Annotated in this window: 10 protein-coding genes; 4 read left to right on the plus strand and 6 right to left on the minus strand. The window is 66.1% G+C overall.

Annotated features, from left to right (window positions below):
- The first annotated feature begins 444 nt into the window (after positions 1 to 444).
- On the plus strand, positions 445 to 984 hold the full coding sequence (locus Sa4125_RS08105) for a formaldehyde-activating enzyme (RefSeq protein ID WP_224005719.1): 540 nt from the start codon (positions 445 to 447) through the stop codon (positions 982 to 984).
- Between the two features lie 129 nt (positions 985 to 1,113).
- On the opposite strand, the gene Sa4125_RS08110 is transcribed toward Sa4125_RS08105, so the two are convergent.
- The 4 genes from Sa4125_RS08110 to Sa4125_RS08125 all read right to left on the minus strand — a co-directional run bounded on the left by Sa4125_RS08110 (position 1,114) and on the right by Sa4125_RS08125 (position 5,965).
- On the minus strand, positions 1,114 to 2,334 hold the full coding sequence (locus Sa4125_RS08110) for an O-antigen ligase family protein (RefSeq protein WP_224007660.1): 1,221 nt from the start codon (positions 2,332 to 2,334) through the stop codon (positions 1,114 to 1,116).
- 97 nt (positions 2,335 to 2,431) lie between these two features.
- Positions 2,432 to 3,967, minus strand: a complete 1,536-nt coding sequence (locus tag Sa4125_RS08115) for an undecaprenyl-phosphate glucose phosphotransferase (protein ID WP_224005722.1) — start codon at positions 3,965 to 3,967, stop codon at positions 2,432 to 2,434.
- A gap of 135 nt (positions 3,968 to 4,102) precedes the next feature.
- Positions 4,103 to 5,317, minus strand: a complete 1,215-nt coding sequence (locus Sa4125_RS08120) for a glycosyltransferase (protein WP_224005725.1) — start codon at positions 5,315 to 5,317, stop codon at positions 4,103 to 4,105.
- 102 nt (positions 5,318 to 5,419) lie between these two features.
- Entirely contained in the window at positions 5,420 to 5,965 is a 546-nt protein-coding gene (locus Sa4125_RS08125) for a polysaccharide biosynthesis/export family protein (RefSeq protein WP_224005728.1), read from the minus strand.
- A gap of 191 nt (positions 5,966 to 6,156) precedes the next feature.
- On the opposite strand from Sa4125_RS08125, the gene Sa4125_RS08130 reads away from it, so the two are divergent.
- Positions 6,157 to 8,211 carry a GumC family protein gene (locus Sa4125_RS08130; protein ID WP_224005731.1) on the plus strand — a complete coding sequence of 685 codons (2,055 nt, stop codon included), beginning with the start codon at positions 6,157 to 6,159 and terminating at the stop codon, positions 8,209 to 8,211.
- A gap of 85 nt (positions 8,212 to 8,296) precedes the next feature.
- Here Sa4125_RS08130 and Sa4125_RS08135 read toward each other — a convergent pair whose 3' ends face one another.
- The gene (locus Sa4125_RS08135; RefSeq protein WP_224005734.1) at positions 8,297 to 9,718 is read right to left on the minus strand and encodes a GNAT family N-acetyltransferase; all 1,422 of its coding nucleotides are present in this window, start codon (positions 9,716 to 9,718) and stop codon (positions 8,297 to 8,299) included.
- Here Sa4125_RS08135 and Sa4125_RS08140 point away from each other — a divergent pair.
- Positions 9,692 to 10,663, plus strand: a complete 972-nt coding sequence (locus Sa4125_RS08140; RefSeq protein WP_224005737.1) for a polysaccharide deacetylase family protein — start codon at positions 9,692 to 9,694, stop codon at positions 10,661 to 10,663. The two genes, Sa4125_RS08135 and Sa4125_RS08140, sit on opposite strands and share 27 nt — an antisense overlap.
- A 105-nt stretch (positions 10,664 to 10,768) precedes the next feature.
- Here Sa4125_RS08140 and Sa4125_RS08145 read toward each other — a convergent pair whose 3' ends face one another.
- Complete coding sequence (locus Sa4125_RS08145) at positions 10,769 to 10,987, minus strand: DUF2842 domain-containing protein (RefSeq protein ID WP_224005740.1); 219 nt, start codon at positions 10,985 to 10,987, stop codon at positions 10,769 to 10,771.
- A 188-nt stretch (positions 10,988 to 11,175) separates the two neighbouring features.
- On the opposite strand from Sa4125_RS08145, the gene Sa4125_RS08150 reads away from it, so the two are divergent.
- A complete protein-coding gene (locus Sa4125_RS08150) occupies positions 11,176 to 12,339 on the plus strand; it encodes a COX15/CtaA family protein (protein WP_224005742.1) in 1,164 nt (387 codons plus the stop codon).
- Positions 12,340 to 12,350: the final 11 nt, after the last annotated feature.

Here is a 12,350-nt window from a genome sequence, read left to right on the forward strand (position 1 = left end):
ATCTGTCCATCTCCGGCGCGCCTTCCAGACGCTGCCGGACCGACCATCGCCTGGCGTCGACCGCGGCGGCTCACGACGGAATGATCGGGCCGCACACGCACGTCCAAAGCGGGATGGCTTTTCTTCGAATCGCCGGCCCGCTTTGGCGTTTCGGGCGATTGTCCGGGATCGCGCGAAACGCTGGCTTTCAAGTTGCCGCGCCGGATACTGCGAAAAACCGGTTCCCACTTTTTCGCCCGGCGCTCTCGTTCTTTGTTTCCGCATGACCCCGAAAGCCGGAAGCCAGCTTTCGGGGTCATGCTCTAAGGGGCAGGCATGGCGACCGATACCGAGCAAGGCGGCTTGGCGAAGCCGAGCGAAGCCGCCGTGGCTGCCCGGGGCTTGCCCACGGCGCGGCGATGCAGCATGCCTAGCCGACGGCAGGAACGAAGGCAGGAGACAGACATGACCGACATCTGGTTCAGGACCGGCGAGGCGACCGTGCTCGCCGCAGAGGGGCAATATACCGACGCCATGCCGGAAGTGCTGCTCGGATCCGTGCGTGGCCCGGTCGGCGCCGCTTTCGCCGCGATGATGGGCCAGACGGCCGGTCACACCCGCATGTTCGTCGTCCGCGACCTGAACCAGCTGGTCCGTCCCGCCACGATGATGACGACGAAGGCCACGATCCACGATCTCGCTTACGTCAATCTTCTCGGCGGCGTGGTGCAGGGCGCGACGGGCGACGCCATCGTCGACTGCCTGATCGAGGGGATTCTGCCGAAGGACGAGGCGGACGAGTTGTGCATGATCATCATGATCTGGCTCGACCCGCGCTGCGCCGACCATGCCGAGATCGATCTCAAGGACCTCTATCGTACCAATTACGAGGCGACGAAGCTCGCCATCTCGCGCGCCATGACCGGATCGCCGACGGTCGACGAACTGATCGCCAACCGCAAGACGGTGCAGCACTACGCGCTCGAAGGCGTCGTCGAGTACTGATCATCGAGCACGCGGCGCCTGATCGACGGGGCGGGGCAGGCCATCGGCATCGACCGTACCGTGCTGGCTCGAACGGTCGCCTGGCAGGCCGGGCCAAGCCCGCCCGAAATCAGCGGGCAGCGGCGGGGCTCAGGCCGCCGCCCGCGGCGGCGAATCCGGCGCGGACGCCCAGCCCTCGGGCGGTCCGTGCAACTGCCAGCGGCGCTCGAGCGCGATGCAGCCCCAGATGATCCCGAAGATCAGATAGTGATGCCGCCAGTGGTCGGTATCGATGACGTTGCCGATGCCGACATGGCCGACGAAGACGCTGTAGGCGGCCATCAGATAGGGCTGCCAGGGGCGATGGCGCAGCAGGATCTTCAGGCCGAGCGCCAGGGTCAGGAAGGTGAAGACGATCCAGGCGACAAATCCCAGCCAGGAATAGTCGAGCAGCGCCTTCAGCCAGATATTGTGGGTGTCCTCGCCATAGATCGGCCCGAACACCAGCGGCCCGATGCCGAGCGGATGCTCCATCGCCATCTGGAAGCCGAGAAGATGGCGGGCAAAGCGCCCGAGGCGCGCGGAATCGTAGGACTGGACGAGCTCGGCGCGCTCGAAGAAGAGATCCGACACCTTTTCCGACTGCATCGCCACGAGGATGACGAGGATCATCGTCACGACGCCCACCGCGGCGATGGCCGCGATCTTCAGCCGGAATCTCGTCGAGCGCTCCTTCAAAAGCAGGAAGCCGACCGAGAGGAGGATCGAGAACGCGAAGAGGCCCCAGGCGGCGCGCGAGAACGAGAGAAAGACGGCCAGCGTCAGAATGCCGAGCGTGATCAGCTTCAGCGGCACGGTCGCCAGGCGCTCGGTGATGATGCGCTGGACGAGGAAGACCGCCGGCAGCGTCAGGAACGGCCCGAACACGTTGGGGTCCTGGAAGGCGCCCTTGGCGCGGTCGTAGAGCGTGAACATCTCGGCGCCGGGAAAGGCGTTGAAATAGCCGAGGATACCGATGGTCCCGGTCGCGAGGGCCGCAAGGGTATAGGCGTTGTAGATCAGCTTCAGGCGGCGCCAGTCTGCCTCGATCACCGCCGCGAAGAACACGGCCGAGAGGGCAAGGAATGTCGAGACCGCGACATACATCGGTCCGTCGGCAAGCTTCGCCATCTGGGTGATCGAGACGAGGCCGCCGATATTGAAGACGAGCAGCAGCACCAGGAGGGGCGCCGTGCCGGCGCTGATCCTCAGTGCGCCCGTCAGCGCGAAAATCCCGATCAGCCCCGCCATGAACAGCTCGTAGGGCGCCGGCTCGGAGATGACGAAACCCGAGAGGAACACGCCGAAGCCGATCGAGCCGCTGGCCAGCATGGCGAACTGCCGGCGCCCGAGCTCGGCCCGCGACAGGCCGGGACCAGGCGGGGACCGGGGCGCCGGCGGCCAGAGCGGGGAGGGGGCGAGACTCATTTCAGTAGGCGTGCTCGGTTTTGAACAGGCTGATCGGCGTCAGCGCGAGGATCGCGATGTCGAGCAGGATCGACCAGTTCTCGATGTAATAGAGGTCGTGCTCGATACGCTTCTTCAGCTTGTCCTGCTGGTCGATCTCGCCGCGGAATCCGTGGATCTGCGCCCAGCCCGTGATCCCCGGCTTCACCTTGTGACGCCCGAAATAGCCGTCGACGATCTCGACGAAGGCCTCGTTCTGGCTCGACACCGCATTGACCGCATGTGGCCGCGGACCGACCAGCGAGAGCGAGCCGAGGATGACGTTCCAGAGCTGCGGCAACTCGTCGATCGAACTCTTGCGGATGAAACGCCCGACGCGGGTGACGCGCGGATCGCCCCTGGTCACGATCCGGCGCGCGGTCGGATCGGACATCTCGTGATACATCGAGCGGAACTTGAAGACCTCGACGACGCGGTTGTTGAAGCCGTGGCGCTTCTGCTTGAAGAAGACCGGGCCCTTGGAATCCAGCTTGATCGCAATCGCTGTGGCGAGGAAGACGGGCGACAGGAGGACGAGGGCAAGGCTCGCGATGACGAGGTCGAAAATCCGCTTGGCGATCCGGTCCCAGTCCGCCAGCGGTCGGTCGAAGACGTCGATCAGTGGGATCTGGCCGATATAGGAATAGGAGCGCGGTCGGAAACGCAGATGCGCCGCGTGGGCCGACAGGCGGATGTCGAGCGGCAGGACCCAAAGCTCCTTCAGGAGCGCCAGGACGCGCTTTTCCGCCGACAGGGGCAGCGTCACGATCAGCATGTCGATGCGCGCCAATCGGGCGAATTCGACCAGTTCATGGACATTGCCAAGCTTTGGATAGCCGGCGACGATGGGCGGCGAGCGGCGATCGTTGCGATCGTCGAAGATGCCGCAGATGCGGATGTCGTTGTCATCCTGGCGTTCCAGGCCGCGGATGAGCGACTCGGCGGCTTCGCCACCGCCGACGATGACCGCGCGTCGCTCCATCACGCCGTTGCGGGCCCAGCGGCGGATGTTCATGCCGAGGAACAGGCGCGCCGCGCCCAGCGCCAGCAGTCCCGTCAGGAACCAGGCACCCATCCAGACGCGGGAGTAATCGGTCTGTGCCTTCATGAAGAAGAGGATCACGGCGACGGCGGCGATTGCTGCCGACCAGGCGAGGCTCACCCGCGCCAGCTGCTTCAGGCGCGATCGCATGGTGGCGATCTCGTAGCCATGGCCCAGCTGGATGCCGAGCACGCCGAGGGCCGCGCCGAGGAGCGAAATGAGGAGATATTGCGAGAACACGCCGTTCTCGGAACCGACATAGGCGAAGTAGACGCTCTGGGCGGCGCCGAGGAGGAGCCCGAACTCCACCAGTCGCCAGATGCCGCTCAAGAGCTTCGGCGACATCACCTGGGTCTGGAACTGTGCCGCGGTTCTCGCGGCGAAGCTGTTGAGCGAAGGGGTGGCGGACGCCACCACTTCGGCGGGGATGGCCCGAATGGCGTCGCGCGAGAAGGGCCCTTGTCCGTCGTGTTTCACGCTGCCGCCTCCTGTCCCGTCGTGCCGGGCCGCCCTTCTCCGCCACTGCGGCGCAGGACTGGCTGTTCGAACGAGGTCCGCATCGCGGGCCAGCGGACATCGCGGGATCGCTGCCGCGACCCTAGCGCGACAATGCTAAGATTCCTTTGCGTTGGCTGGGCGGACGGGCTCTGCCGGTTTTTCCAGCCGGCTGACCTCAAGCGGCTGGCGGCTGGAATTGGCCTTTCTCGAATGGCGGATCGCCTCGCGGTAGGCGGCCATGGTGTCGCTGGCCATCCGCGCCAAAGCAAAGCGGCTGCGCACATGCTGCATCAGCGGATGCGGCGTGAGGAGTGGCTGCGCGAGGCGCGCCGCCATCATCGCGGCCAGTGCCGCGGCGTCGTTCGGCCTGGCGAGGGGCTGCAGGTCCGGCGGAATGATCTCGCTAACGCCGCCGACATCGACGGCGACGACGGGACGATCCGCGGAAATGGCTTCGAGGAGCACATAGGGCAGGGAATCGGCCCGTGACGGCAGGACCATGATCCTTGCGAGGCGCAGCGCCCGACGGATCGGCATCGGATCGTAGAACTTGACCTGGCCGGGAAGAAGCGCCTCGGCCCGCCTGACCAGTTCGCCCTTCTGCTCGCCGGCGCCGACGACGACGGCGGTCGGCGCGATGCCGGTGGATCTCGCTATCTCGCCCAGGGCCTCGATGAAGATGTCGGGACCCTTCAGCGCGCGCAGCATGCCGATGTAGAGAAAATCGACCGCATTCGCGTCGACCGGTTCGGGAGAGAATTCGGCCTCCGACAGGCCGTTGTAGACGATTCGTGCGGGGACCCGCGGCTCCCCGACCTTCGTGCGATAGGCCGTCTTCTCATATTCGGAGACGAACAGCAGGTGGTCCGTCATACGTTCGAAGATCCGCTCGAGCGCGAAGAACAACCTCCCGCCGATCGTGCGCGGATCATAATGCATGCTGCCGCCATGCGGCGTGTAGAGGCGGGCCGTGCGCGTGCCCGAGAGCCTGATGGCCGTGCCGACGAGCCGGGCGTAGGCACCGCCCTTGGCGCCATGGCCATGCAGCACGTCCGGTGCGATGTCGCGGATGAGGGCATAGGTCCGGCAGAGGTCGACGATGTCCGTCGGTCCGATCGCCCGCCGCATGGTCACCCTGTGCACCCCGAGCGTCAGCCGTGGAGCAAGCTCCGCGATCAGCGCCTCCTCGAAGGCGCCGCCGGTGATCGAGTCGCAGAGGATGCCGATCTGGTGTCCGGCAGCGATCTGGGCGTCGATGAGATCGCGCACGTGCCGAAGGATTCCGCCGACGGGAGACCGGAAGCAATGGACGATACGGAGCTTCTTCATGGAGTGTCGCTCGGCGTGAAGTGTCGGGGCGACCGCGATCGCGGCTAGCAGTTTGCCCACAATCTAAACGACGAGTGGTTTAGAACCCGCGTCCGAGATCGGTTAAAAAAGCCTTTCGCGCACGAAGAGCGTGTCGCCGGGCAGGATCGGATCGGAGGTGAGCACCCGGCCGGTGACGACGTTGCCGTTGACCTGGCGCGTGACGTCGACCGTCTTCTGCTCGGCGCGGGGACTGTAGCCGCCGGCGATGGCGACGGCATTCTGCACGGTCATGCCGGGGACGTAGGTATACTGGCCGCCGGTGCCGACCTCGCCCATGATGAAGAAGGGCCGGTACTGGTCGACCTCGACCGTGATGTCCGGGTCACGCAGGAAACCGTCGCGCAGCTTCTGCGACAACAGCGTCTCCAGCTGCTTGGTGGTCTTGCCGCGGGCAGGGACGGTGCCGACGAGGGGCATCGAGAAATACCCGCCCTTGTCCACCGCATAGGTGTTGGTGAGGCCATCCTGCTCGAACACCGTGACGCGCACGCGGTCGCCGCTGTCGAGATGATAGGGCTCGTTCAGGACGTCGTGAAAGGCGGGCGGCGTCGGCTGATAGCTGGCGCAGCCGGCGAGCATCGAGCCGACCAGGCAAAGAAGTCCCATGCTTCGAATACCCATACCGCTCGACCCTCGTCCCCACCGCTCAAAACCCGCTTTGGCTGCCAAACGTTATAGCTTCGTTAGGGTTAATCGAACGTAAACCAAGCGCGATAATCGTCAGTGAGAAGGCGCGTTAACCTCTCGGTTACCTTAATAGAGGATTTTCTTCGGAGCGAGCGGGCTGGAGAATAGCGATGTCGAAGGTTGGACAGGATCACAACGATGTCGACGTCGACATCGGCCGGCTGACCTCCGCTCTCTGGGCGCGCAAGCTGACGGTGCTGTTGTCCACGGTGGCCTTCGCCGGTGCCGGCTTTGCCGTCGCCACACTGCTGCCGTCCAGCTACCAGGCCGAGACGCAGATCGTGATCGAGGCGCGTGAATCGGCTTTCACGCGCAGCGACGCCTCGACCAACGCTGCCGAGGGCACGCTCAGCCCGGAAAGCGTCGAGAGCCAGGTGTCGCTGATGACCTCGGCGGAGATCCTCGGCGACGTCGCCGAAAAATTCAAACTGGCGACCCTTGCAGAGTTTTCTCCCTCGCCGTCGCTTCTCGACCGCCTCGTCACCCGTGTCCGCCCCGAGGCGGACTCCTTGCCGGGCGAAGTCATCGAGAAGATGCGCGAGAAGCTGCAGGTCTACCGCAAGGAGAACCAGCGCGTCCTCGTCATCGAGTTCTCCTCGCACGATCCGCTTCTCGCCCGCGACATTCCGAACGCCATCGCCACGGAATATCTCAGCCGGCAGAAGGGGGCGCTGCTCACCTCCAACAATAATGCGACGGGCTGGCTGGAACAGGAGATCGCCGATCTTCAGACCTCGGTAAAGGATGCCGAGGGCAAGGTCGCGGCCTACCGGGCCCAATCCGACCTCCTCGTCGGTCAGAACCAGAGCGTGCTGGCGACGCAGCAGCTTTCGGAAATTGCCACGGAACTGTCGCGGACCCGGGCGGCGCGCGCCGCGGCGGAAAGCCGGGCGAACAGCGTCCAGGATGCGATCGAGCGCGGGATCGCCCTCGACACCGTCTCGGAAGTCCTGGCGTCGCCCACGGTGCAGGCGCTGCGCGAGCGCGAGGTGGCGCTCAAGGCGGAGATCGCCGACCTGTCGACGACGCTTCTGGAAAATCACCCGCGACTGCGGTCGCTGCGCTCGCAGCGGCGTGATCTCGATACCGAAATCGCGCGCGAGGCCGCCAAGGTCCGTGCGTCCCTCGAGACCGAGGCAGACGCTGCCCGCCAGCGGGAAGCCGCCCTGACGGCCGAGATGGAGCAGTTGAAGATCGATTCCGCCAAGGCCGGCAGCCAGGCGGTCGAACTGCGTTCGCTGGAGCGCGAGGCCGAGTCCCAGAGCCAGCTTCTCGAGAGCTACATGACACGCTATCGCGAGGCGATTGCCCGTGGCTCGCGCGACTACCTGCCGGTCGACGCGCGCGTATTCTCGCAGGCGCAGCTTCCGGCCGAGCCCTATTTCCCGAAGGTCCTGCCGATCACCGCTGCGGCCGGGGTCGCCGGCTTCCTGTTCTCCGCCATAGCGCTTCTCCTGCGCGAACTCTTCTCAGGGCGCGCACTGACGCCCAGCCCGCTGCCGCGCCGGAACGAGACCCTGGTCGATGCTCCCGTGACCGTTGCGCCGACCACCATGCCGCCGGCTCCCCCTGCGCCCGCCAGCAGCCTGACGAACGCGGCCGAGCTCGGCGAGGCGCTTTTGAAGAGCGAGGTGCCGCGCGTCCTCATCGTTTCCGCCGATGCGCAGGGACGCCCCGCCGGCGTCATTCTGGCGCGCGAATTGGCCGCGCACGATCGCTCGACCATACTCGTCGACCTGACGCCGAACAGCGCCGCGGCCCGCGCCATGGGCGTTCCCGAGGACAACATGTCCGGCCATGATCTGGCCGACGGCACGGCCTCCTTCGCCGACCTCATCCACCGCGACCTCCGGACCTCGGCCCATGTGATGTCGTCGTCAGGGCTCGCCCTCACGGACGACGCCTCCTTCGAGGAAGTGAACGTGGTGCTCGAGGCACTGGGCAAGGTCTACGACTGCACCATGGTCGATTGCGGATTTCTGCCGCCGGAAAAGCTGTTGCGCCTGATGGACGGCACGGCCGCCCTCATCGTCGCGGTCGAGCCGGGCAAGGAAGCGAGCGGCGAGGCCATGATGCAGGAACTCGCCGACGCCGGTCTGGGCGATGTCGTCCTGATGAACCTCGGCGCACCCGACGATATCGCCGAGCGCCGCCACGCGGCCTGAGGTCTTTGCTGGAGGCAAGTCGTGGGAGGCGGTTGGGAAGAGGGGAGGCGGGTAGCTTCTCTGACTGCCAATTCGCCCGGGGCCATCACGATCGGCGTAGGTGTCGACGAACCCGCTGCACCGCCGATTTCATCCGCGCATCGGTCTTGACCCATCGGACGAACTGTCCGCGCAGCCGTGCGGCCGCGACGTAGAGACTTCCGGCGGCCGTCAGGGCGAGAATCGCGTCGTATTGCGGGATCACGCGGTCGCACCAGGATCGCTTGTAGCGCTCCTCGCCCGGACCGAGGTCGAGGAGCTCGAGCCCTTCGTCCGCGAGCCGTTCGACCAGATTCCAGAGCAGAAGTTCTCCCGGACTGACATCGGCGTCGGCATCGTCCGAGAACGACGAGAACATTCCCCAGAAGACGCCGTTCTCGACGATCCCGCCCATCATCGCCTTGATGCCGCCGCCGCCGAGAATGCAGTAAAGCCGCGTGTCGATCCCGGGGGCTGCGAAGAGATCGCCGAGAAAGGCCTTGATCCCGGCATCGGCGAACGGGTTCGGCATCTTCAGCTCGGCAAACCGCGATCGCTTCTGATCGAAGAAGGTCGCGAGGGCGGTCGGTCGATCGCCCGGCGGCGTGTCCTGGAAGACGTAGCCCCCGCGCTGCTCGAAGAAGCGCTGCTGCGAACGGAATTTCTTGCGCTTGCGCTTGGCGTTGCCGCGCGCCAGCACGGCCTCCAGGCCACCGGCCAGCGAGATCGCAAAACGTTCCTCGATGGCCGGACGTCGGTCGAAATCGGGGCCGATGAACGCGGTGTCGGGCATCCGCCGAAGGTCCAGCGCGTCGATCCGCAGATCCGCCGGACGGGCCGCGGCAGCAAGGATCTCGGCGGTCAGCCGCGGCGCCGCGAAACCGGGGCGTGCTCGCCAGCCATTGGCGTTGGCATGGGTCTCGCCGGGAAAGGTGGCCACCCGCCAGGGACCGCGGCGGTCGACCTCGAGCGGCAGCACGGCAGCGACACCACCGACGTCCTCGGCCACAAGCCAGAGCGGCGTGCGGCGTTTCAGGCGCCCGCGCGTCCGTTCCCAGGCGGCGACGAAACCTGCCGACTGGAAAGGCGTGCCGACATATTTTCTGTCCGCGAGCGCATCGCCGCCCCCTTCGGCGAAAAACCCGAACCGCAGCGAAAGGGCGGGCATGGCTAGCAAGTCCTCAGAGGAAGTGATGGCTGGCCTCCCGAAACGCTGTCGCCACTTCACTTGCCATAGAAATTTTAAGAATCGCCTTCTAGGCTGTCGCAAAGGGTTGGATGGCTGGTGCTGACAGTTTTTCCGAACGATGCAAAAGAGCGGATGGCGCGTAGGGATCGCAAGCCGCGATCGGTTGCCTCGGAAAGCGAAATGGCCGACTGGAAGACATGGGGCGGACGGGGTGCGCTGAATGCCACCTGGCGATCGGGTGTGGCAGATCTCGCTGCCAGGTGGACGCGGCCTATGGGCGCGATCTTCACCCTTCACCATGTCACGCCGGAGCCGCTCGGCAATTTCCCGCCAAACGGCCACCTGCGTGTCGCTCCGGCCTTTCTGGAGGCGGTCATTCGCCATCTCAAGGCGCGCGACGTCGACTTCGTCGATCTTGCCGAGGTCGCCCGCCGCGTCGAGGCGCAGGCCGAGGGCAGGGCGCGCGGGCGCTTCTTCGCCGCCTTCACCCTGGACGACGGCTACTGCAACAATGCCGTTCATGCCGCGCCGATCTTCCGGCGCGAAGAGGTGCCCTACACGATCTTCGTCACGCCCGGCCTGTCGGACGGCTCCGTCCTGCCGTGGTGGGAAATGATCGAGAAGGTCGTCCGCGACAATGCGGCTGTCGTCGTTCCCTTTGCGCCGGGTTCTCTTCCGTGCCGCACCGCGGCTGAAAAATGCGGCGTCTTCGACCAGCTCAGCATCTATCTGAGGAACCGCTGCGCCGAGGGGGAGGTCGACGTCGAGGTTCGGCGCATTGCCGCCGCCAACGGCATCGACGTCCTCGACGCCGGCGCGCGCGTGATGGACTGGGACGAGCTGCGCACGCTTTCCCAAGATCCGCTCTGCACGATCGGCGCCCACTCCATGACGCATCCGCGGCTGGCACGCTTGAACGAGGCGGACTTGGTCTACGAAATGCAGCGCTCGCGCGAGATCATCGGCGACGAACTCGGGCGCCGTCCGGATTTCTTCGCCTACCCCTACGGCTACCGCAATGCATGCGGCCCGCGCGAGTTCGCGATGGCGGCGCATCTCGGCTACCGCGCCGCCTTCACCACGCGTCTTCACGCCCTCACGGCGAAGTCGTCGGCCAACATCCAGGCGCTGCCGCGTCTCTCGCTCAACGGCTACTATCAGGACCCGCGCTATGTCGACGTGCTGATGTCCGGCCTGCCGGGGCTCTGGAAAGAGCGCGGCACGGACCCGCACTATCTCGGCTGAGGTCGGCCGCCGGAACTGGTGCTGCCGCGCGATGGACCAGACGAAAGCGCCGGCCGATGCGTCAAGATGAGCGTGGCGCAGGCATTTTCATGCGCTCGTGCGCGATCAGGAGCGCGGCTTGCCCTTGTAGCCTTCCATCCAGCGGATCAGGAGCATCGCCGGCACGACCCAGAGGAGGCCGGTCAGCGAGAAGAAGGCAAGGTGCGTCCAGCCACCGGCGTTGGCGAGGTAGAGCGAGGCGTAGGCCGTCGCGAAGATGGCGTAGAGCGAAACGAGGATGATCATCACCACCGTGCCGATGAGCTTCTTCATTCTGATGGACATGGGCCTCGTTCCCTGACGCTTCCCCGCCGGCTTAGTCGCGTCGAGCGAAAAAGGCCAGCGCCGCGCCTGCGACGCTTGCGGCGCTTGAATCCGCGACCGGTTCGAGTCACATCACCGGAAAGCACCGCCACCGATCCTAAGGCGGACCCAGGCGGCGGTGTACGCCGAACTTTCGAGGGATGATGCCGATGTCGACCGCGTCCACCCAGGATTTTCCCGATACCGGCGTGACGAAGGATCGCGCGCTGAGGGACCGGCGGGCCGTGCGCTACTGGCTCTACGCCGTAGCGGCGGTCGTGTTCGCGCTCGTCCTCGTCGGCGGCGCGACGCGGCTTACCGAATCCGGCCTGTCGATCACCGAGTGGAAGCCGATCCACGGCGTCGTGCCGCCGCTCTCGGACGCCGAATGGCAGGAGGAGTTCACGCTCTACCAGCAGATCCCGCAATACCGCGAGCTGAACCAGGGCATGGAGCTCTCGCAGTTCAAGACGATCTACTGGTGGGAATGGGCGCATCGCATCCTCGCCCGCTTCGTCGGCCTCGTCTTCGCCGTCCCGCTCGCCTGGTTCTGGATCCGCGGGCGCATCCCGGCGGGTTTGAAGCCGCGGCTCGTGGGCATCTTGGCGCTGGGCGGGCTGCAGGGGGCGATCGGCTGGTGGATGGTCGCTTCCGGCCTCGTCAACCGGACGGATGTCAGCCAGTATCGCCTTGCGGTCCATCTCACGACGGCCTGCCTGATCTTCACCGCGACGCTCTGGGTGGCGCGGGGCCTCGCGCCGCACTCGGACGATGCGCCGCCCTCGGCGAAATCGGCCGGCGCGGCCCGGCTGATCGTCATCCTTTCGCTGCTGCAGATCTATCTCGGCGGTCTCGTCGCCGGCCTCAATGCGGGCCTGTCCTTCAACACCTGGCCGCTGATGGACGGCTCGCTGGTGCCGCAGGGCCTGATGATCATGCAGCCGGCCTGGCGCAACTTCTTCGAGAACGTCATGACGGTGCAGTTCATGCACCGGATGGGCGCCTATCTCCTTCTCGCCGTCGTGGCGATGCACGCCTTTGCAAGCCTTCGCCAGGCGCCGCGCAGCACCCATGCCCGCCGCGCCGTCATCCTTCTGGCCCTGGTGCTCGTGCAGGCGGCGATCGGCGTCGTTACGCTGATCCTCGCCGTGCCGATCGGCTGGGGGCTCCTGCACCAGGGGGGCGCGCTCGTGGTGCTCGGCTTTGCCACCGCCCACGCCCGCGCGCTGAAGGGTCCCTATGCCGTGGATACCCGGCCGTCCGGCCGCGTCAGGCCAAAAGTCACCGAGGGACGCCGTGCGCCGATCGAGAACGCCGCCGGCATGACGCCGTAGGCCCTTCCTCC

This window comes from Aureimonas sp. SA4125 (assembly GCF_019973775.1).
Lineage (GTDB): Bacteria > Pseudomonadota > Alphaproteobacteria > Rhizobiales > Rhizobiaceae > Plantimonas.